The organism is Thiorhodovibrio litoralis (assembly GCF_033954455.1).
Taxonomy (GTDB): Bacteria; Pseudomonadota; Gammaproteobacteria; order Chromatiales; family Chromatiaceae; genus Thiorhodovibrio; species Thiorhodovibrio litoralis.
In genome coordinates this window covers 1,914,419-1,934,752 of record NZ_CP121473.1, presented here as the reverse complement: position 1 = coordinate 1,934,752, position 20,334 = coordinate 1,914,419, and the positions used below count along the sequence as shown (strand labels likewise).

General features: G+C 55.7%; 18 protein-coding genes. 7 read left to right on the top strand and 11 right to left on the bottom strand.

Annotated features, from left to right (window positions below; all coding sequences use genetic code 11):
• Positions 1-41 precede the first annotated feature (41 nt).
• The 3 genes from Thiosp_RS08505 to Thiosp_RS08495 all read right to left on the bottom strand — a co-directional run bounded on the left by Thiosp_RS08505 (position 42) and on the right by Thiosp_RS08495 (position 5,999).
• Positions 42-2,204: a choice-of-anchor D domain-containing protein gene (locus Thiosp_RS08505; RefSeq protein ID WP_323696987.1), complete on the bottom strand. Its 2,163-nt coding sequence runs from the start codon at positions 2,202-2,204 to the stop codon at positions 42-44.
• 275 nt (positions 2,205-2,479) lie between these two features.
• Positions 2,480-2,806 (bottom strand): hypothetical protein, encoded by a 327-nt coding sequence (locus tag Thiosp_RS08500; RefSeq protein WP_201067110.1) that lies wholly within the window; start codon positions 2,804-2,806, stop codon positions 2,480-2,482.
• 226 nt (positions 2,807-3,032) lie between these two features.
• Positions 3,033-5,999, bottom strand: a complete 2,967-nt coding sequence (locus Thiosp_RS08495; protein WP_201067112.1) for an AAA family ATPase — start codon at positions 5,997-5,999, stop codon at positions 3,033-3,035.
• Between the two features lie 846 nt (positions 6,000-6,845).
• On the opposite strand from Thiosp_RS08495, the gene Thiosp_RS08490 reads away from it, so the two are divergent.
• Positions 6,846-7,502 carry a nitroreductase family protein gene (locus Thiosp_RS08490; protein WP_201067114.1) on the top strand — a complete coding sequence of 219 codons (657 nt, stop codon included), beginning with the start codon at positions 6,846-6,848 and terminating at the stop codon, positions 7,500-7,502.
• Positions 7,499-8,434, top strand: a complete 936-nt coding sequence (locus Thiosp_RS08485) for a DMT family transporter (protein ID WP_201067116.1) — start codon at positions 7,499-7,501, stop codon at positions 8,432-8,434. Before Thiosp_RS08490 ends, Thiosp_RS08485 begins: the two co-directional genes overlap by 4 nt.
• Before the next feature lie 27 nt (positions 8,435-8,461).
• On the opposite strand, the gene Thiosp_RS08480 is transcribed toward Thiosp_RS08485, so the two are convergent.
• Entirely contained in the window at positions 8,462-9,439 is a 978-nt protein-coding gene (locus Thiosp_RS08480) for a LysR family transcriptional regulator (protein WP_323696986.1), read from the bottom strand.
• A gap of 85 nt (positions 9,440-9,524) precedes the next feature.
• On the opposite strand from Thiosp_RS08480, the gene Thiosp_RS08475 reads away from it, so the two are divergent.
• Complete coding sequence (locus tag Thiosp_RS08475; RefSeq protein ID WP_201066365.1) at positions 9,525-10,361, top strand: hypothetical protein; 837 nt, start codon at positions 9,525-9,527, stop codon at positions 10,359-10,361.
• A gap of 176 nt (positions 10,362-10,537) precedes the next feature.
• On the opposite strand, the gene Thiosp_RS08470 is transcribed toward Thiosp_RS08475, so the two are convergent.
• Entirely contained in the window at positions 10,538-10,726 is a 189-nt protein-coding gene (locus tag Thiosp_RS08470; protein ID WP_323696985.1) for a hypothetical protein, read from the bottom strand.
• 69 nt (positions 10,727-10,795) lie between these two features.
• Here Thiosp_RS08470 and Thiosp_RS08465 point away from each other — a divergent pair, with 69 nt between their 5' ends.
• Together Thiosp_RS08465 and Thiosp_RS08460 are read left to right on the top strand one after the other, a co-directional pair.
• The gene (locus tag Thiosp_RS08465; protein WP_323696984.1) at positions 10,796-11,545 is read left to right on the top strand and encodes an NAD(P)-dependent oxidoreductase; all 750 of its coding nucleotides are present in this window, start codon (positions 10,796-10,798) and stop codon (positions 11,543-11,545) included.
• 45 nt (positions 11,546-11,590) lie between these two features.
• Positions 11,591-12,190, top strand: a complete 600-nt coding sequence (locus tag Thiosp_RS08460; RefSeq protein ID WP_201066360.1) for a P-loop NTPase family protein — start codon at positions 11,591-11,593, stop codon at positions 12,188-12,190.
• A 65-nt stretch (positions 12,191-12,255) separates the two neighbouring features.
• Here the strand turns inward: Thiosp_RS08460 and Thiosp_RS08455 are convergent, their stop codons facing one another.
• Complete coding sequence (locus tag Thiosp_RS08455; RefSeq protein ID WP_201066358.1) at positions 12,256-12,750, bottom strand: anthrone oxygenase family protein; 495 nt, start codon at positions 12,748-12,750, stop codon at positions 12,256-12,258.
• Positions 12,751-12,841: 91 nt separating this feature from the next.
• Positions 12,842-13,696: an NmrA family NAD(P)-binding protein gene (locus Thiosp_RS08450; protein ID WP_201066356.1), complete on the bottom strand. Its 855-nt coding sequence runs from the start codon at positions 13,694-13,696 to the stop codon at positions 12,842-12,844.
• A gap of 172 nt (positions 13,697-13,868) precedes the next feature.
• Here Thiosp_RS08450 and Thiosp_RS08445 point away from each other — a divergent pair, with 172 nt between their 5' ends.
• Complete coding sequence (locus Thiosp_RS08445; RefSeq protein WP_201066354.1) at positions 13,869-14,888, top strand: AraC family transcriptional regulator; 1,020 nt, start codon at positions 13,869-13,871, stop codon at positions 14,886-14,888.
• Between the two features lie 616 nt (positions 14,889-15,504).
• On the opposite strand, the gene Thiosp_RS08440 is transcribed toward Thiosp_RS08445, so the two are convergent.
• Positions 15,505-15,990 carry a P-loop NTPase family protein gene (locus Thiosp_RS08440; protein WP_201066352.1) on the bottom strand — a complete coding sequence of 162 codons (486 nt, stop codon included), beginning with the start codon at positions 15,988-15,990 and terminating at the stop codon, positions 15,505-15,507.
• Positions 15,991-16,061: 71 nt separating this feature from the next.
• On the opposite strand from Thiosp_RS08440, the gene Thiosp_RS08435 reads away from it, so the two are divergent.
• Entirely contained in the window at positions 16,062-16,295 is a 234-nt protein-coding gene (locus tag Thiosp_RS08435; RefSeq protein ID WP_201066351.1) for a hypothetical protein, read from the top strand.
• A gap of 29 nt (positions 16,296-16,324) precedes the next feature.
• Here Thiosp_RS08435 and Thiosp_RS08430 read toward each other — a convergent pair whose 3' ends face one another.
• The 3 genes from Thiosp_RS08430 to Thiosp_RS08420 all read right to left on the bottom strand — a co-directional run bounded on the left by Thiosp_RS08430 (position 16,325) and on the right by Thiosp_RS08420 (position 20,257).
• Positions 16,325-17,521, bottom strand: a complete 1,197-nt coding sequence (locus tag Thiosp_RS08430) for an RtcB family protein (RefSeq protein WP_201066349.1) — start codon at positions 17,519-17,521, stop codon at positions 16,325-16,327.
• Between the two features lie 547 nt (positions 17,522-18,068).
• Entirely contained in the window at positions 18,069-19,586 is a 1,518-nt protein-coding gene (locus Thiosp_RS08425) for a bifunctional metallophosphatase/5'-nucleotidase (RefSeq protein WP_323696983.1), read from the bottom strand.
• Positions 19,583-20,257, bottom strand: coding sequence for a DUF3593 domain-containing protein (locus tag Thiosp_RS08420; protein ID WP_201066344.1), 675 nt, complete (start codon positions 20,255-20,257; stop codon positions 19,583-19,585). Before Thiosp_RS08420 ends, Thiosp_RS08425 begins: the two co-directional genes overlap by 4 nt.
• Between the last annotated feature and the right edge of the window lie 77 nt (positions 20,258-20,334).

The following is a 20,334-nucleotide window of genomic DNA, read 5'->3' as shown; positions in this document are numbered from 1 at the left end:
ATCGCCATGCTGTTAAAGAATCCCTGGTGCAAGCCTAATGGTTAGGGAACGATACTTCCGTCATTTGCGATGGTGCCCACTACACTTCCAAACACTGGTCCGTCCCCGGCCGGGGGTATGAAAGCGCCAAAGGCTGAGGCGGTTTCAGCATAGGTCCGTCTGATACCAGCACTTGGGACTTGCTCAAAACCGGCAAATACGAAGCTGAAGTCGCCGACAGAGCCGAGAAGGGTGACTGACTGATTTGCTATGGTGAAGCGCACGCCGTCGGATGCAAACGCAACAGCATCAATCTGAAGACCAACTGGCAGGTTGACTACGGTGTCCTGACGGTCGACAAATGTAATCGGACCAGCTGGCGTAGTGGAAATAGTTACGATATCGTTACCGCCGAAATCCAAGTAGCGAGTATCGATATTGGGATTACCGGTGATCAGAATTTGGTCGTTGTTACCACCTAAGTAAAAGGTCTCCGTACCTTCTGGGTTGTTCGGGTCATTTTGGTTGAAGCTGGCGGTAACATAAAGCTGACTGTAGACGGTGATGGTGCAGTCAGCTGTGCCGGTGCAGGCACCGCTCCAACCCGAAAATTCGGCGCCACCGCTGGGTATGGGGTTAAGGGTGACCTCGGTTCCATCCGGGACTGAAGTCTCACAATCACTGGGGCAGTCTATACCAGCGGTGGTACTTGTAACCGCGCCAGGACCGCTGACGTTTACCGTTAGCGTGTGGTAACTATTATTACTCCCCTTCCCTGACAAGTCTACGAAAAAGAAATCATTAATTTCGTCGAAGCGAAAAAATAAATAGCTATCGAAATCACCTACTGAAACGGGCTCAAATATGACGTTGACTTCGCACGAATCACCTGCGGCAACGAAGTCATTGCACGTGCTTTGTGTTATCTCAAAACCGTCGCTGATGCTAATCCTCGGATAATAATCAGAAAGCGTTATCGGAACCAAGCTGTTGTTGGAGAGGGTGACTGTTAAGGGGGGCGTTGTGCCACCTACTTCTATCGTGCCAAAATCATAAGTCGACGGGGTAAGACCAATCAGATAAGTGTCATCAGATTCTGCCTTCCCTGACAAGTCTACGAAAAAGAAATCATTAATTTCGTCGAAGCGAAAAGATAAATAGCTATCGAAATCACCTACTGAAACGGGCTCAAATATGACGTTGACTTCGCACGAATCACCTGCGGCAACGAAGTCATTGCACGTGCTTTGTGTTATCTCAAAACCGTCGCTGATGCTAATCCTCGGATAATAATCAGAAAGCGTTATCGGAACCAAGCTGTTGTTGGAGAGGGTGACTGTTAAGGGGGGCGTTGTGCCACCTACTTCTATCGTGCCAAAATCATAAGTCGACGGGGTAAGACCAATCAGATAAGTGTCATCAGATTCAGCCTTCCCTGACAAGTCTACGAAAAAGAAATCATTAATTTCGTCGAAGCGAAAAGATAAATAGCTATCGAAATCACCTACTGAAACGGGCTCAAATATGACGTTGACTTCGCACGAATCACCTGCGGCAACGATGTCATTGCACGTGCTTTGTGTTATCTCAAAACCGTCGCTGATGCTAATCCTCGGATAATAATCAGAAAGCGTTATCGGAACCAAGCTGTTGTTGGAGAGGGTGACTGTTAAGGGGGGCGTTGTGCCACCTACTTCTATCGTGCCAAAATCATAAGTCGACGGGGTAATTTGGATTGAGTATGGACTTATTGCAGAAGCAAGACGGCTTGACGTGTGGGCTCCTGGAGAATAGTAATGCGCTTTATAATCGAGAACTCTTAGGCGAGCAGAGAGTTCTTCGAAATCCATTTCGCGGCTGCGCTTCTGCAGATTAATTAATTGCGAAAAAAGATTACCAAGGTATAATATTCTTTGATCTACAGAAATTAAATTATCAGAAAAAGGGTTGGCTCTAGGATGGTCAGCATCAGAAAGGGCCAATTTGTCAAATTCAGAAGTATCTTTTTTATTCAGTTCGGCAAGCAAGTAAGTGAGATGCTTCATCCGATAGGAAAAATGATCAGCGTCAATGCGACGGTCTGATATTTCTGGCGTTTTGTATTGTTGGGCAGAAAATTCTAGTTCTTGTGGAATGTTATGAGTACTAACCCCCTGTGCCCATGAGGCAGAAAAACAAAGCAAACACACAGGAAAAATTCGTAGAGTAATCGATAAATATGACATCGGTCACGCCTCATGGAAAAAAGTAATTAATCGTGTTTTTTACCTGAAAACGAACAAGTAGTCAAAGGTTTTTGGAAGATCAGGGGAAACGTTAGGGAAATTAGATGGGAAAGTTCGCCTAAAAAGAGGCTCGTCAGAGCACAATTCGCTCCACCTCATCAAGGGTGACTCTGTCCTGGCGCCGGTCGAAGAGTCCGTTCGTGCGGGGGCTCTCGTGGTTCGCCATCTTCTGAGCCACCTCGAGTTGACCGCCATTTCTGAGGTATTGCGTTATTTCAGTCGCGTGACGCACATTCCGCAAACATGATGCCGACCAATGCATATTTTTTCGCTTCAGATAGCGCCAAGATGTCGATCATCAGCAGTGCCTGTGAGGCTCCCCGGGTAACGCGGTCAAAAAAAGCGCTGGACACTGCATCACATGCCGCCTTTCTCATGCAGACGAACCCACAGACGACGCCCCTGGGTGAAAACATCTTCAACATCTTTGTAGGCAAGTCAAATGTCTGCTCTGGGTCGGCAACCGTCCCCAGGACTAAGAAAGCAGTACTCGCGATTTTTTCGAATGTATGCTGCCAGCGTTTCTGGTCGCTTACGGCCAAGAACAGTCACTCAGCAAAGTCGCGTGAGCGGCAGGTCCACCCGATTTGCGGTACGTGGCCCCGGCGGCGATGATCTGGAAGAGTCTCCAGAAAGCGGACAGTGTGCCGTAATTTCCCGCTCTCGCTTGCCACGTTGCGCCGTCTCTTTCCGAGCGCAGACGACTCCGAATCTGCAACAGGCACTACCCAATGCTGATGAGACATCTACAAAATTCGCTGTCTGTCCCTACTTCGCCGAATTGCCCGAGGCCGACTTATTATCCACTTCGTCTAGGACCTGCCTCACCTGCAATCCTCTGTTTCTCTTGTCCACGCAAATTTCAGCTTGGAAATGATCGCCTACTTCGATTGATTGGCGTCGCTCGCTACTGAATAAGGAAACATGGAAAAACGCGGTACGTTCGCTATCTTGAACTTGGACAAAGCCATAACCTCTATCAGGAAATATTTTCACTACGGTACACTCTTTCACCTCAATATCTGGGTCAGGCTGGACTTCGTAAATCCGATCAATGTAAATACCTTTTTGCCCTCGGGCTATATCGCACAGAATCCTGTCTCCGTCATTCAGCATGTTTATGCCGAATTCAGTCAATGAATCGCTGCTTACATATGTCCGATCGGAGCCGTCATCCAAATCAGCAAATCCGAAACCTTTGGTTCGGTCATAAAAGTCAACGACGGCTACCACATTTTTCCGAATGATTCCTTCCCTGTATTCCTCACCCAAAACTGCGGCAAGTTCCTCTCCATGCGAGCGTGATATTTTGGAAAACTGGCCCAGGTCATCGAGCAGCTTTGACTGACATGCATACTGATTATGCTCGCGGTCAAACCGAATATATTTTCCGTCTTCAGCCATTAAATGATTTGAAAATAGTTCCTTGGCCTTCTGGACCTTACTTAGAAACGCAATATTACTGTCGTAGAGGGACCTAATTTGTTGCACGACTTCCTCATTCGCAAGCGCGGTCGTGAGCGCCATCTGATAAAAAAACACGCTGTTGTGTGATGCTAGCCGCAAATGGGCAATGCCTCGATAGGATATTGCAAGCTTTTGGTCGTTGCTAAGGGCGGTATCCGAAATGTCGAATGGCTCCACAAGCCCTGCATCCAATAGCGCTATTAGGGCTTTCTCTACAGCAACCTCTGGGCACATCAGTGTATCGAAATACTCAATTATTGATTGGACTCCGATATGACGTTCCTCTATTGATCGTCCAGCGTGATATATGGAGGAGAGCAAAGCCAATAAGCGCAACAGCAATAGTGGAGACTGCTTCACTTCACTATCGACCTGAAATATTGGATATATTTCCGGGTTGTCTCCTCTCTTATAGACCTCGTAGTTCCCCCTCATAAGCGCTTCCATGAACATGGTAAAGTTCGTGGTCACCATCTCGCCACTAACATACGCTTTCACGAGGTGTTCGATCTTAATCACGGAGGACGTGATCACGCGCTGCGAAAGGGCTAGCGTCCTTCTTATGTTATAGTTTGTCAGCTCCCCAATAGTCTTAGATGTGTAGTCGTGATCCACAAAGACGTTTTCCAAGACCTTTGCGAACCCTTGTATGTTCTCAATTGATAGTCCGATCCCCTTCGATAAGAAGTATTGACGCCTGCCTGACTCCCCCCGCTCTTCAAAAATTTTCTTGTTGAGAAATTCAATTCTCTTTCGGAAGACCTCTCTTGGCGAAGGGGTTGGAAGGAAAAACGATCGAGACTGATATATGCTAAAAATATCGGTTTTGGAAAAGGCCCAAGCAGACTTGTCCGTAACAGGAAACATCACAAGGCAATGGTTAGCGTGTCTTCTTAGCGATTGTGCGAACTGAAAAAATTGTTGTTTATACTCCAAGCTAAACTCATCGGTATTATCGATCACAATGATTGGAAGAAGCTTTCGGCTCCTTACCACGTCCTGAAGTATCCGTTTTAGGTAACCCTCGCGATCGCTCTCTACCTTGTCCTCTAAGTACTCGGCGAACTCTATCTTGAATCTAGCTCTGTCTTGTTTGTAGAGTTGAGCGCCAACGCCCTTGGCTCTTCTTTGGTACTCGCCATAATAGAGTCCGACTAGCTCTTCCCAACTTGGCGACCCATCTTCGTAGATTGCATGTTCTAGCATATTTATTAGCTGTTCCGTCAGCCACTGAAGCGCAATATCGTCACGCCCCGAAGCATCTAGGCAGTTGATATTAAGAACAACGCATCTCTTCCTGATTGCATTGGGTAGTGTTCGCCGAAAAAAGCGATCAAGAAAGGTCGTTTTCCCCGCCCCAGTGGGACCAACAATGAAGATCGACTGTCCCGAATCGTCAAACGATTTATCTGCATCGACGCTCGATGCAATCAAGCTGGCGAGTTCTGTATCGACACTTACGTCCGCTGGTACGATATTGCCCAATACGCTTGTCGTAATCTTTTCAAGAGAGAAGTCTGCGATTCGACTTTCTCTTGTCTCAACGAAACATTCGATTAGCAAATCTTCGTCATCATCGCCAGCGAGTCTAGAGAAGAACTTTGAAAATACGCGTTCAAGATCGAAGGCGAGCTCGCTTTTCGGGGAAAGGAGGATGTTGTTTTCTTCTATAGGTGCGATCAGGTGCTGCGATAGAACTAGTCTTTTATTATGAATCTGATCGAAAACGGTATTGTAAATTCTCTTCCCGTATTGTCTTCTTGATAATAAGTCGTAGAATAGTGAAAAATCATCCAAGACCGCATCGAGGCTTGGGAATACAATTGCCTCCTTGTTCTTGTAGTTAAATCCTGGAATGAAGGTCTTAAATACGATCCAGGTGATTCCGTCAGTCAAAACGGCGAGTGGCAGGCCGTTGGGTGTGGCGTAGCTAGCCGCTTGCTCAATCCCTGGCAGGGCAGATTTGAGACTAGATCCTGATACTTTTAGGTACCGAACGCGACTTTTCTCGGCAGTGGCTACATCAATCACGCCAAGCCTCTTTGCTTCGATTATTAGGGCCGGGTTATCTTTGACGTACAGGAGGTAGTCAGAGAATCCATTTTCATGATGCCGTTCGGCTCTGAAATCCGAGAACGGCCACTCTAAGCTTTCGCTGAACATGCGGTTTATGCTTTGGATCTTTGCATCTTCTTCCGACTCGATGTTCTCGAGGTTCTTGTGGACATCGGCAACGATTGCTCTAGCGCGCTCTTCGGCTTCGTTCATATCCATAGCGTTTGTTTAGTCGGGGGATGAAATAGGGGGTGACTTCGATCCATACTCTTAATCATTAGCTTATCAGCTCGCGTCCCACAAAGAGCCATCGAAGATGGCCTACCCTGACCGTCATCCTTTCCCTCTGCCTGCTTCCGAGGTTCCTCATGGTCGTGAGAACCAGTTTCAAAGCCCTAACCACGGGATAATCTGATAGATGATTGCCCCGCTTCGGGACTGTCTCTCTTCTTGGCCGGGTCCGGTCCCTCCCGGCCCCGCAGCGTGCCGCTGCGGGGGGCGCCTCCGTGCTCGGATGAATGTCCGGTTTTCGCTCGGCAGCCCAGCCTTGTTCGCGGCTGATTGATGACCGTAGCACGTCCGAAGCTGTCGCCCGGGACGAGGCGCTGAGGGGCAGGTCCGGGTCGGCAACCGTCCCCAGAGGCAAGACGCAGCGCTCGCGATTCTTCTGGATTAGCACCAAATCCTTCGCAGGGCGCTTGCCGGCCAACAGCCGACATTCGAGAAGGAGTGGGTCGCATCGTTTAGCGATCCAGTCTTATGGACCTGTCGCATATCGATATACGGGGGAATCGATCAAATTTTAGCGCCGACGCTTTCATCAAGCTATGTACTTCTAACCTTTTGGTCTTCCTTCAGCCAAGTCTCAGCAAAGTAGGCTTGCTTCAACAAATTGTGAAGCTCACGGACATATTCATCATCCCTGGCTTCGGTGCTGCCTTATTGATCAAGCTTTGCGAACAGTGTTTTGCCGCCAACCCGGATTATCTCCGCTGGACTGCCGGCTAGAGTGCTCGATAGAGGCGGTTCACAGGGTACCGCCAGTCGAGGAGCACTGACATGAACAACCACCAAAGCGAAAAAGTCCTGAAATCGCTGTCGCCACGTCAAGCTGGGCACCCGATCGCCGATGTCTTCCTGCAACGCTGGTCGCCGCGCGCCTTTGTGCCGCTCGCCATGCCATTGACTGATTTCCTTACCATTCTCGAGGCAGCCCGCTGGGCGCCTTCCGCCTTCAATATCCAGCCCTGGCGCTTCATTTATGCGCTGCGGAGTAACCGGGACTGGGACCAATACTTGAACCTACTCGACCCCTTCAATGCTAGCTGGGCAAAGAACGCCTCTGCCCTGGTGTTTCTGGTTTCCAACCGCTTGTGCCCGGCCCAGGAGAAGAATTCAACCAATCCGTCAAACACGCATAGCTTCGATGCCGGTGCGGCCTGGGCAAACCTGTCATTGCAAAGCACGCTTTTGGGCTATCAGGCCCACGCGATGGCCGGTATCCGCTTTGACGAAATCCGCCGGCAGCTGGCCGTGCCAGACGACTACCGGGTCGAGATCGCCGTGGCCATTGGCCGGCAGGCCGACCCTGCCACTCTTCCGTCAACCTTGCGCGAGCGAGAGCAGCCCAGTTCCCGGCTGCCGCTCAATCAGATCGTCTTTCCGGAGCGTTTCGCTTGTCAACCAGCGGCGACGCGCGGAGGAACAGACCAATGAAAGCACGTCTGCATTCCACTGCATTGGCAGGGCACAGTGCTCGGTTCGACCTGCTGCAAAGTCCGGTCGCGCTGTTGCTGATCACAGGTACCCTGATCGGGTTCAATTTTCCGCTTGGCAAAATCGCTGGAGACGCGGGGGTCTCACCGCTGATTTGGGCGTTTTTGATCTCGCTGGGCGCCAGCACCATTCTGTTGCCGCTCATGGCTGCCACGGGCGGATTGATGCTGCCCGGATCGCGTATTTGGCGCTATACGGTGATTTCGTCGCTCGTGTCCTTTGTTGCTCCGAATTTGTTGTTGTTCACGGTGATCCCTCATGCTGGAGCTGGCTACACGGGTCTGTTGTTCGCCTTGTCACCAGTCTTCACGCTCTTGCTCGCATCGCTGTTCCACCTGAAGACACCGGGGCGTCTGGGGCGCACTGGGATCGGAATCGGCCTTGCAGGTGCGACACTGGTCAGCCTGACCCGGGGAACGCAACCGGATGGACCGCCTATCGAATGGCTGCTGGCAGCCCTGGCGATTCCGGTCGCGCTGGCCATGGGCAATGTCTATCGCACCCTGGACTGGCCAGAGGGAACGCCGCCAAACATACTGGCATTCTGGGGTCATGCCTTTTCCAGTGTGGTGTTTTTGCTCCTTCTCCTGTTGACTCGGGGCGGTCTGCCATTCGCCGAAATCGCCCCAGCCGCCGGTGCGGCCTTGATCCAGATGCTGGTCGCCGGCATGACCTTTCCGGCCTTCTTTCGCTTGCAGCAACAGGGCGGGCCTGTGCTGCTCAGCCAGATCGGGTATGTGGCGGCCGCCGTGGGATTGATTGCCGCAACCGTATTTCTGGGCGAGCGATATAGCCTGATGACCTGGCTCGGCGCGGGGATCATCGCAATGGGCATCGCGGTCACCATCATCGCCCAGCGGCGCGAGGAATGAGGTCGGAATTGCCCAGACTTCGGCGATTCAAGGCTCGGTCTCCCAATAAGGAGGATCCTGAATTCGCTCGGCCAGAAAACCGATGAACGCCCGCACCTTGGGCGACAGGTGTTTGCGCTGTGGGTAAAGCGCGTAGATCGACACCTCCAGCACCTGATACTCCGGCAGCACCGCCTTGAGCCGGCCCTTGCGAAGATCGGCGCCCACCATGAAGGTGGGCGTGAGTATAATGCCCGCCCCTCTGAGCACGGCTTGGCGCAAGGCCAGGCTGTTGTTCATCTGCAATCGACTGACCATTGGAATCTGCAACAACTCACCATCCGGCGCGATAAAGCGCCATTCATTCGGCGAGTCCTGATAGCGATAAGTCAAAGCCAAGTGCTTGGTAAGCTGTTGCGGTGTCTGGGGAACACCATGTCGGGCCAGATACTCAGGCGTTGCGCACACCACATGACGGCAAGGACCCAGGCGCCTGACAACTAGCGATGAATCAGGCAGCTCACCGATGCGGATGGCCAAATCGAAGCCTTCTTCCACCAGATTCACCCGCCTATCGTCCAACACCAAGTCAAGACTCACTTCCGGGTAGCGGACCTGAAACTCGGGCAGCCAAGGCGCCACGTGCAACACGCCGAACGACATGGGGCAATTCAGACGCAAGGCTCCGCGTGGTTCGCCTTGTAGCCGGGAAACCTCAGCCTCCGCCTCTTCTATTTCCAGCAGCGCACGCCGGGACCGTTCAAACAGAGCCTGACCCACCTCAGTCAAGCTGAGCCGGCGCGTGGTGCGATTGAGTAGACGCGCGCCTAGACGATCCTCCAACCGAGTGACGTATTTGCTGACCACTGACTTGGACATCACCAGCTTGTCCGCCGCAGCGGTGAAGCTGCCGCACTGGACGACCTGTACAAAAACCGCGATGTCACTGAGAGATTCCATGCGGGTACCCATTAGTGAACCAATGTGGACAGTGTTGTTCCAGCAGACCCGATGATCAATTGGCATTTCCGATCTATCGTTATTCGCACACCGCAACGAATCACGGAGAAATGCCATGCAACCAAGACAATACTCACCTCTTGGCGCCTTGATGGCCGCCGCCATGCTGATCGTGACCAGCATGACTGACGCGACTGCAGAGACGACACCGCCCACCATTGATGACGAAAACGCAATCACCCTTTACTACAGCGATGGCACACCACCCGCGCGAGGTCTGCAAGCCGTCAACCGCATCCTGATGACGGTGGGCGTCCGCGTCAGCCAGGTGACGATTCCGTCGCAGGCCAAGCCCATCTTGCAAGCATCCGTGCACCGGGCCGTGACCTCGGCCGAGACGCAAGCGCTGATTCGCCACTTCCATCTGGGCAGACGCGAACTGGTCGAGGAAATCCGTAAAGCCGGAAGGCAACCGGCGATGCATCGGGGCGGCTCTCTGCAGACCTCGGAGCGAAATGTGCCGCCATATCCCAAGGTTTACGACATGCAGGCCCTGGATCACGACACCACGGCCTTCCTGCAGCGGAAGTTCGGCACGCTGCATGTCAACAGCTCCGAGGCAGGCGTCGGCATCGATGAGGTCATGACCATCGTGTCCGGTGGTCCCTATACCTGGTTTTTCGTCTTCGAGAACAACGTTGTGGGCAAGCTTCGCTTCGGCAAGGTCCACGCAAACGGCGAAGCCTGGCGAATCAGTTATCCCGGTCTGGTCCCACATGGCGGCTATTTTGACGCACCGCACGGCCTTGTCGTGGCCCATGCCCATGGTCCGAAACACTTCATCATGCGCTACGAGGATGAGAGCGTCCAAGGCGACGAAACGCTTGGCGACAATCCCTGGATCGACTTTACGCAGGAGCCTCCCGTTTTGCTGGAACAGCCGAAAGCCGAGGGCGCCGTGTCCACCACGCAAAGCCCGCGGCAGTAAGTCGATTCGCTGCAAGCAGGGGTTGAATAAGCGCTCTGATTGGGACGCGGCGCTGCTGTGTCCCAACCCCAATCCATGACCGAAACCCCAGTTTGTCCATCATGCTAAGGAAACCATCATGAAGAGGACTGATTTTGCGCTGGCACCAATGAGCACAACCTTTCGAATCAGCCCTGTCACTGTTCAGGCCAGTCGCAAAAACCATCGATATCTCCGGCTAGGTCGGCACAGGTGATCACGGTCGTGACGACTTCGAATTTCAAGTCGATGGCGCCTTCGAAAATCGACAAGCCGTCGTGGATGCCGCAAACACGCAAGTATCGGAAGCCGTCAAAAAAACTGTGTTGGTCAAGGGGAGCAACCAACAATCATCACCATCGTCCGCCGGTGACTGAACGTACCAAGCTGTCGACTAAGCTTTTAAGGCAATTACCATGACTGAAAAGACGTCTCCAATTCTGGTTCTCGGCGCAAGCGGGGCAACTGGGCGCCTACTAGTCAACAATCTATTGGAACACGAGCAGTTCGTTCGCGTCATCGTGCGCAGCAGTAAGAAAATGCCCGATGAACTCCTAGCGAATGGCAGACTGACAGTTATTCGCGGCAACCTTCTCGACCTCAGTGACACCGAACTCGCCGAGGTCGTTGCCGGTTGCCGGTGCATCGCATCCTGTCTTGGCCACAATTTGACTTTGAGAGGTATCTTTGGTCCCCCACATCGTCTGGTGACCGAGGCGGTGCGCCGAGTGTGTCAGGTTGCTCGGGCGAATCCCCAGAAAACGCCCATTCGGTTGATTTTGATGAACACAGTGGCTAACCGCAACAGGGATCTCCCAGAGCCCGTTTCGATGAAAGATAGAATCGTCATCAGTCTGTTGCGCCGATTTGTGCCCCCGCATGCGGATAATGAAAAGGCAGCTGAGTTTTTACGGGTTAAGATTGGCCAGTCCGATGAAGTGATTGAATGGGTCGCGGTCCGCCCTGACACGCTGATCGACGAAAGCACGGTGAGTCACTATTCGTTGCATCCTTCACCAACACGCGGTGCCATTTTTGATCCGGGGTCGACCAGTCGGATCAACGTGGCCCATTTCATGGCCAGCCTGATAATGGATGACGAAGCTTGGGGCAAGTGGCGAGGGCGAATGCCGGTCATCTATAACCTGATTCCGCAAGAATCATGACGTTCGCAGCGCCGTGAAGTCTTAACTAGATCCATAGAAAGCAACATGAAAAAAGTAGCAATATTTGGTAATGCGGGAGGCGGCAAGTCTACACTGGCGAAGCAATTGGCCGACGCCACTAGCCTGCCTTTGTACTCTGTAGATAAAATACGTTATCAGGCGGGAGGCGAAGAGATCCCCCATGCTGCATATCTCAACATACATTCTGACATCTTAAAACAAGACGAATGGATCATTGATGGATTTGGTTGCGCCCCATCGGCATGGGAACGCTTTTCTGCTGCAGATACCCTCGTTTACATTGATCTTCCGTTAACAACGCACGTCATGTGGGTGACAAAGCGTTTGCTAAAAGGTTTATTTGTAAACCCAGAAGGCTGGCCAGACAACAGCCCAATATTACAAGGGACACTGAATAGTTACAGTATTCTTTGGCTGTGCCATAGAAAGCTGACTCCCGCATATCGAAAACTCGCGTCCGACTCCACGAAATCAAAGAGAGTTCATCACTTGATGTCGCCACGCGCCATCAGAGCTTTTCTCGATGGCGTCCGGCTGGAACAGTTTGGCCTTGATCAAGAGATGGGTCAAAACCCTGCGTCTCAGTCAGATAAGGGGAGCACCAGCAGAACAATAGTGACCTAGCCTGGCGTTCCTGCGCCCGGCTCGGCCGGGTACCCAAGCGTCCCATGAGAACCGGGCAAGTCAGGTTAAAGCCACAGCAAGACGAACAGCAATGCCACACTGATCAGAGATGCGATGACGGTTCTGACCGCGTTCCATCTGACCCAGCGGGCTTCGAAGTCGCGCCGGGCTGATGCCAGTGCATCGTCATCCATCGCGTCGACATCCAGCGTTTGAAGCGCGTTGTTCAGCGGCACATTGATCCTGAACGTGAGTATCTGGACGCCAACAACGTAGATGAGCGCGCTGGCGACAAGGAAAACCCGTTCGATGCCTTCAAGTTGCAGGGTTCCCATCACCGCCGAAACCAGCAGAGCCACAGTAGAGCCTATCCAGACCAGGCCGAAGACGGGCTGACCGGCCTGGATGACGCTGTCGATCACCTGAAACCCTCGGATAAATGCTTTATCTTCCAGCTTTCCGAGCCCGGGCATCACCACTGTCGCGAAGGCAAAGGCAAAACCGGCCGTTAAAGCACAGAACAGGGTCGCCAGGATCAAGGCAAGTTCCAGTACACTCATGATGCACGCTCCGATCTGATGAGTTTTGAGGTTTGGAAAACGTTCGGGCTTTGCGCGGTTGCAACACCTGCCCCTGTATCGCGCCCCGGTCTCACGCCGCGGCCTTCCAGGTCTCGGTTGCGGCGATCTCTCTGGCGTAGTCAGAAAAGTCCTTCGGCTCCCGACCGAGAGCACGCTGCACACCGTCTGTCAGGTAGGCATTGCGCCCGTCCAGCACGGTCGCGAACAAATAGTCGAGCATCCACAGTACATCCCGGGGCACACCAGAATCGCCAACGCCTTGCACAAAGGCGTCGTGCGTTACCGGCCTGTAATGGATCGTGCGGCCGGTCGCCTGCGACAGTTCTTCCGCGACATCGGCCAGGGTCAGCAGCCGTGGCCCTGTCACTTCATAGAGCTCGCCAGCGTGACCTGGCTGGGTCAATGCAACAACCGCGACTTCTGCGATGTCATCAACATCAACAAAGGGCTCTGGCGTTGATACGTCGGGCAGGGTGATCTGCCCGGCCCGCACCATGTCGCCAAATGCCCCTTCCGAGAAGTTCTGGTTGAACCAGCTCGCGCGAACGATGGTCCAGTCGATTCCGCTGTGCCGGATAATTGCCTCGCAGGCCTGGGCTTCCGCTTCGCCACGACCCGATAGCAGCACCAGGTGCTTCACATCAGCGGATCGTGCCCGGCTGACCAGTTCGCTGATCGCGTCGGTCGCGCCAGGCATTGCCAGATCGGGTGCATAGTTGATGTAGATCTTGGTGACGCCCTCGAGACAGTCATCCCAGCTCGCGGCGTTGTTCCAGTCAAAGGCGGGCGAAGCCGAGCGCGAGCCCAGCCGCACCGGGACACCTAGGTTCTTCAGTGAAGAGACGATACGGCGACCTGTTTTGCCGGTGGCGCCCAGGACCAGGACGAGATCATTGCTGTTGGTGATCTTGGTTTTCAGGTTCATGTCATTACTCCCAGAGGTTGGTGAACGTGAGAGCACATGATCTTGAACCAGAGGATTTGGTTCTTTGCCGGTACTGCCAAAATTTTGGCCAGGTGCGCCAAGTCGGATTTTGCGCCATCTGTTCTGAAGCGTCGGACACGAATCTCTTGTCTCTCTTCGTCGGGGTTTTCGAATGAGCCAGCTCACCTCTCTCTATGTCTACAAGGTCGTCGGCCAGGCGAGCCCCGGTGTTGACACCGCGGACCTTGTCAAACAGTTTGGCCTTGACCCTGAGGGACCGATCGATCCGACCCGCATGGTGTCGTCGGCTGAGTACTACGATTTCTTTGCCGCACTGGCCCACCGGGATCCAAATGGTCTCGCGCTCCCCCTCCGCATCGGTGCGGCCATGCGCAGCGACGATTACGGCGCCTTTGGTCTCGCCTGGAAATCCGCGCCAAATCTGCGTGGCTCCTTCGTGAGAGCAGAACGGTATGGCCATGTTCTTGGGGCTGCAGAGACCTACTCGCTTGAGAGCACCTGCGACGGTCTGTTCTTTAACCTTGATAAGGCTGGCGATGGCCGGCTAGGCATGCTGCTGTCGAACGAAGCGAGCCTGTCGGCCGTCGACACGATTAGCAGAGAAGTGAGCTCAAGGGCCTTCGTGCCTCTGGCGGTCCATTTCAAGCACGTACCGAGAGGAGATATCTCGGTTTATGAAGCACATTTTGGGTGCCCTGTTTACTTTGAATCCAGGCGCGATGCCCTCTTAGTCAGTAAAGAGAGTCTTGATGCGCCAAATCGACTCGGTGACGAGACGATCGTGGGGTTCTTTGATCGCCATCTCGAGCAGCAACTGGCGTCGCTAACCCAAGAGAGTCACCTCGAACTTCGGGTACGGCGCGCCGTTGCGAATCTACTCAGTGAGGGTGTGCCCACAGTGTCTTCCATCGCCTCGGAACTCGCGATGAGTGCGCGAACGCTGCAGAGACGGCTTTCTGAGCAGGGCCATTCGTTTCAGGGTGTGGTCGACATGGCTCGCAAGGATCTTGCCCAACGGTTGCTCGCGGAAACCGACTATAGTCTTGCCGAAGTCGCCTTCCTGACGGGTTTCGCCGACCAAAGCGGTTTCACCAGGGCGTTCAAGCGCTGGGCAGGCCAGACGCCGCGCTCCTATCGATTCGGCGCGCGCACGACTCCCGCAGGGACCTGAATTATTTGGAGAAACCGACGTTACTATGCGGTCTCTTCATAGCAACCAGGATAGGCGCCTGGCCGCAACCGGGTGACCCATGATTCTGATCGCAAAGAGCAGTCTCGAACAGACGCGTGTGAGGCTATCTCGGCATCATCGTCGGCCGACTGTTATTGCCGCTCTATCGTCATGATCAGCAACCAAGCTGGCAGGCCACCACTCGCGATGGGTTTGACCTGAACGGATGTTGATGCGGGAGTCTCCGACGCTGAAGTGTTCAGCATCAGGGCACGGATAACACTCATCATTGCTCCACGCCGGGACGCTGAATCCGCCTCGCCACAGTTCAGTTCGGATTCTTTGTTGCGTTATGGCCGGTTTGGGTCGCAACTGACCTACCACCTAGTAGAAAGGCCCCTCGGAGATAACGCGAGCAGGCTGCTTTAGGGCCAAAGATCAATCCTCCAATCGGGTCTTCAACCCTTCGCTCAAGCGCAAAACGGTGATGCTATTTTCGCAGACCGTTCCCCTCGCCTGTTCAACTGCGTGGTCAGGCTGTCAGTTGGTATTTTGGGATGCTCGGTCTGGGGTCACGCAGTGGTGTGTCGCTCGAATGCGCTCAAGCACGCGGCACTTAAACACCGACGTAGTCGGCAGGATTCTGGAACTCGCGCTTCTTGCCGCGAAAGCTGTTGTACAGCTGCCGATGCCGCGCGAGTCCATACTCATCCTCCCGGGTCTCATAGGCGCGAACCCAGTCGATCAAGTTGTCCAGGTTCGCGTTCTGCGCCTCTGGAGAGGGAAATTTCTCTGGTTCCCACGGGCGTGCGCGACAATGCGCGACACAGACCTCGATGTCGGGGTTGAGGAAGATCAGTTCCTCGCATTCTGCCAGGATCGGCTCGAGAATATCGGAGTAGCAGCCTTCGATGATCCAGCTCTCATGCGTGGCGATAAACTGCCGCACGGCGGCGATGCTGTCCGCAAGCGGACGCCGTGTCGGGCCATCCGCGAAGGCGACGGTATCGAGCGACAGACAAGCGGCCGGCTCGCGGGCGCGCAACCTCCTAGAGAAGGTGCTCTTGCCGGAACCGGCATTACCCAGAAGAATGATTTTCACGTTTATCCTCAACAGCTAAGGTCCGCGAGACAGCGGCGCTGATGGCGTCTCGTCGACATCGGGAAGCAATCATGGCGGTTATCCTCTGGCTTGTCATCGCCGCCTGGTCCTTTCACTGCATGGATCTGTTTTCCAGTGATTGGCTCAGGGGCGCCCTCTGTCCAATTCTGTTCGGAATAGCCATCCTTGTGCTGCTGGTCAAGCTCGTCTCCCGCTTGGGGCCGGGAGCTGGCGACGGATTCGGCGGCGATGGTGGGGATTGGTTCGACGGCGGTGGTGACGGGGGCGATGGCGGCGGCGATTGACCCCCATCCACCTCACCGCCTTGCTTGGCTCATCCCTTCACGCACACCAGCTGCTTCAAGGTATGCACCACCTCGACCAGGTCGCTCTGGTTGGCCATCACCTGGTCGATGTCCTTGTAGGCGCCAGGGATTTCATCGAGCACCCCTTTGTCCTTGCGACACATCACACCCTGGGTCTGCGCGACCAGGTCGGCTGGCTTGAACTGCTTTTCGGCAGCGGTCCGGCTCATCCGCCGCCCCGCGCCGTGGGCGCAGGAGCAGAAGCTCTCGGGGTTGCCCTTGCCGCGCACGATGTAACTTTTCGCGCCCATGCTGCCGGGGATGATGCCAAGATCACCTTCGCGGGCGCGGATGGCGCCCTTGCGGGTGACCCAGACATTGGCGCCGAAGTGGTTCTCGCGATCCACATAGTTGTGGTGGCAGTTGACCACTTCCTCGGTGACGCTGAACTCCGGCAGATGCCGCGCAAGTGCAGCTAAAACCAGGCGCATCATCTGATCGCGATTCTCCCGCGCATAGGATTGCGCCCAGGACACGGCCTCGACATAGTCATCGAAATGTTCGGTGCCCTCGGGCAGATAGGCCAGGTCCCGGTCCGGCAGCTGAATCATCCAGCGCTCCATGTCGCGGCGGGCCAGCTCGATGAAGTAATGGCCGATGGCGTTGCCAATCCCGCGACTGCCAGAATGCAGCATCACCCAGACGCGGTTGGACTCGTCCAGACAGACCTCGATGAAGTGATTGCCCCCACCCAGGGTGCCGATCTGGTTGACCCAGTTGGAGAAGCGCCCGAACGCCTTGAGCAATTGCGGGTGTTTGTCGGTCATCGCCTTGAGCGGCGCGGCGAAGGGCGCGGCGGCGTCGGTCAGCGCGCGGTCGTCCTTGTGCTGCGCGCGCCCGACCGGGACATCGCGGCTGATCTGGTCGAAGAGCTTTTTCAGCGCCTTCTCGTCGATCTGCTCGGCGGTCAGCGAGGTGCGCGCGGCGGCCATGCCGCAGCCGATATCGACACCGACAGCGGCCGGGATAATGGCCTTGTCGGTCGCGATGACGCTGCCGATGGTAGCGCCAATGCCCAGATGCACGTCAGGCATGGCGGCGACATGCTTGTGGATGAACGGCAGGGTCGAGATATTGACGAGCTGTGCTTGTGAGCGCGCATCGATATCGTCGGTCCAGACCTTGACGGGCTTGGCGCCCTCAGTGAAGACCTTCCGAATGGGCATGTTGTCCTCCTCGCCGCCTGTGAGCGGCCTGGTTGATCCGGCGCATCTTGGAACAAGATGGACGCCGAGATGATCGAACCGCCATTGACCATGAATGGGCCAAGGCAGCCAAACCACGGCGGGGATGGCGTTGCGAACAGGTGGTTTCGGGAGGGAAGCCTGGACACTCCGGTGTTGCTCAACCCCGCCAGATCGACTGACGGGGTGACCGGTCAGGCGATCAGCACGTGCGCGCTGGTGTTTTGCCGCAGGGTCGGCGGTTGAGGTGACAGCGGCGCGGTGATGTATGGCGTTGATGGGCGGGGAACGCGCCTGCACAATCACGCGCGCGCAGAACCACCGGGCCGCCTGATTGGGAATCGGCAGCGGTGGATGTGATCGCGACGGTGAGCATGGTGGGACGCAAGGCGTTATCCTGACAGCGGAGCATGATGGAAACGGTTGCCTGGAGCATCCGCGAATGTGAAAGTCTAGACCCGATGCCTTCGCCTCGCAAGCGGCGAAGCATCGGGAACATTTGACGGAACTCAGGCATTCCAGGGGCGCTTCAGCGGCGCACTAATCGCCCGTCGATCCCAACATCCACCTGACCTTGCTGGCGAAAGGCATCGGTCACCAGATCCAAAATGAGAAGCCCGGTCTCCGTCGCATCCGGTAAGTCCTTGAGTTCGGCATAGCCGTCGCCACCAGCGGCCAGGAAATCCGGCATCACCAGCCGGTAGTCGGCGTCTCTGTCCAGCGGCTTGCCGCCGATCTGGATGTCTTGGGCAATGCCGTCCGCGATCACCAGGCGCACGCCGGAGACCTGGAGAAAGCCGCCGGGGTCATCCCGCGGGTCGAGGGCGGCGGAACGGTTCAGCACCTGCTGGAGCCTGGCTCCGCTGATGGTGGCGGTGACCAGTTCGTTCCCGAATGGAAAGGCCTGGTGGAGATCGCGCAGCCGCACCTCTCCGGCCGGCAAGCTGGCGCGGAAGGTGCCGGCGTTGAACAAGGCCACATCGGCCCCGGTCTGGGCGCGGGCCAGATCGCCCACCCAGTCGCCGAAGTTGCTTTCGCTGCGGCGGATGACCGCGCGGCTGGCGTCGAGCCGGCGCGCGTTGTGGCCAACGACCACCTCGATCTCTTCGGCGAGACGCGCGTTCAGCTCGGCAACCCGCGCGGCGACGGATGCGTCCTCGGGGGCGCGGTCGTCGACCGGGATGGCTTGGTAGCCCTGGATGTCGATCTGTCCGTCTTGAACCACCAGATCGAGACGCCCCAGATATTGTCCGCGCGCGCCGGCTTGGAGGATCGCGACGCCTTGTTCGATTTCCGGCTGTTTGAGCAGGCGATGATTATGCCCGCCAACGATCAGATCGATTCCCGGAACGGTTCGGGCAAGTTGGTGGTCGGCGGCAAGCCCTAGGTGCGACAGGACCACGACGAGATCCGAGCGCGCGCGCAGCCACGGCACCCAGCCGGCGGCGATCTCTTCGGCGGATCGCATGGCAATTCCGCTGGTGTTGCGTGGATGGGTGGTGGTGGTCAGTTCCTCGGTGACCAGGCCGAGGATGCCGATACGCGGGCCATTCGGCGGATGCAGGATCAGGGTCGCCGGCGTTGGAAAGGGAATCGGCGTGACCTCAAGGTTGGCGGCCAGGATGGGAAAGCCGGCGGTGGCGAGAATCTGGCGGAAGACGGCTTGGCCGTAATCCAGCTCATGATTGCCCATCACAGCGGCATCCACGCCGATCTCGGTCAGAATCTGGATATCCGGGAGGCCAAGAAAAACCGTCGAGGTGACGGTGCCCTGAAGGAGATCACCACCGAAGAGCAGCACCACCGGCCGGGTTGGATCTTCTTTGCGGATGGAGTCCACCAGCCCGGCGAGTCGGGCGATCCCGCCCAGGTGCTGACCCTTGGTCGACGAGTCCCCTTGATCTTCCACCGGATCGAGCTGACCGTGAAAGTCGTTGAAGTGCAGCAGAGTCAGCGGCAGCGCCTCGCCGGCTAGGGCGAGTGTCGGCGCGAGCACCGCGACGAGCAGCGTCGTGGCCGCTAGGGCAAGGATGAACGGGCGCGTCATGGGATTGTGGACTGATTCGATGGCAGGTCAATTACCGGAGCTGATGCGTCAAGCGCGGACGGTCCAGCCTTGATCGCGGACTGAGGTTTTGCCAACCGCAAACGCCGATAAGCGCCGAACGCGATCAGAAAATTACTGACGGACAGCAGGCTTTCACTCGCGCCATGGAGCGCATCGGCATGGGCGAGGCTCGGCAGTCCACGTTGAAGGGTCGCCACCCGCGTGGCGGCAATCGCCCCGGCGACGAAAACCAGCAGAAACCAGAATCCCGCGATGCTCCAAGGCGAGAACAGACTGGGGCTTTGGCGATGCACCACCAAGAGCAACACCAGAAACCCGAGATACGCCAGATTCGCACCGGGGAGCAAGGCGGACAGGCCATCCGCGACCCACAGCCGGCTCAAGCCCCAGGTCAGTCCCAAGATCAGAAGCGCGAGCGCCAACCAAGCGGAGGGGATGCGCCGGATGCGCAGCATCAGCAGGGTCGCGCAAAGGAGCGAAAGGCTGCCGAGGAAGGTCATAAGCCGTGATCCTTCCAGCAGCCACTGGACGCGGTCACCGCTGGCATGGAAACTCAGCACCAAGAGACCCGCCACCAGGTGCGGCAGCATGGCATGGTGAGCGTAATCACGATAATTGCGGGACCCATTTCCAAGCCATTTGAAGGACATGGAATGCGTGTGGGATCACGGGGGCCGTTACTGGCCGACAGCGGGAAGCCGGAATCGTGAACCACGCTCCCCCCCTG

Excerpts from the sequence above, each read along its gene's own strand:
- Thiosp_RS08505 (WP_323696987.1), bottom strand. The coding sequence starts at position 2,204 with ATGTCATATTTATCGATTACTCTACGAATTTTTCCTGTGTGTTTGCTT.
- Thiosp_RS08495 (WP_201067112.1), bottom strand. The coding sequence starts at position 5,999 with ATGAACGAAGCCGAAGAGCGCGCTAGAGCAATCGTTGCCGATGTCCAC.
- Thiosp_RS08490 (WP_201067114.1), top strand. The coding sequence starts at position 6,846 with ATGAACAACCACCAAAGCGAAAAAGTCCTGAAATCGCTGTCGCCACGT.
- Thiosp_RS08485 (WP_201067116.1), top strand. The coding sequence starts at position 7,499 with ATGAAAGCACGTCTGCATTCCACTGCATTGGCAGGGCACAGTGCTCGG.
- Thiosp_RS08480 (WP_323696986.1), bottom strand. The coding sequence starts at position 9,439 with ATGCCAATTGATCATCGGGTCTGCTGGAACAACACTGTCCACATTGGT.
- Thiosp_RS08475 (WP_201066365.1), top strand. The coding sequence starts at position 9,525 with ATGGCCGCCGCCATGCTGATCGTGACCAGCATGACTGACGCGACTGCA.
- Thiosp_RS08465 (WP_323696984.1), top strand. The coding sequence starts at position 10,796 with ATGACTGAAAAGACGTCTCCAATTCTGGTTCTCGGCGCAAGCGGGGCA.
- Thiosp_RS08460 (WP_201066360.1), top strand. The coding sequence starts at position 11,591 with ATGAAAAAAGTAGCAATATTTGGTAATGCGGGAGGCGGCAAGTCTACA.
- Thiosp_RS08455 (WP_201066358.1), bottom strand. The coding sequence starts at position 12,750 with ATGAGTGTACTGGAACTTGCCTTGATCCTGGCGACCCTGTTCTGTGCT.
- Thiosp_RS08450 (WP_201066356.1), bottom strand. The coding sequence starts at position 13,696 with ATGAACCTGAAAACCAAGATCACCAACAGCAATGATCTCGTCCTGGTC.
- Thiosp_RS08445 (WP_201066354.1), top strand. The coding sequence starts at position 13,869 with ATGAGCCAGCTCACCTCTCTCTATGTCTACAAGGTCGTCGGCCAGGCG.
- Thiosp_RS08435 (WP_201066351.1), top strand. The coding sequence starts at position 16,062 with ATGGCGGTTATCCTCTGGCTTGTCATCGCCGCCTGGTCCTTTCACTGC.
- Thiosp_RS08430 (WP_201066349.1), bottom strand. The coding sequence starts at position 17,521 with ATGCCCATTCGGAAGGTCTTCACTGAGGGCGCCAAGCCCGTCAAGGTC.
- Thiosp_RS08425 (WP_323696983.1), bottom strand. The coding sequence starts at position 19,586 with ATGACGCGCCCGTTCATCCTTGCCCTAGCGGCCACGACGCTGCTCGTC.
- Thiosp_RS08420 (WP_201066344.1), bottom strand. The coding sequence starts at position 20,257 with ATGTCCTTCAAATGGCTTGGAAATGGGTCCCGCAATTATCGTGATTAC.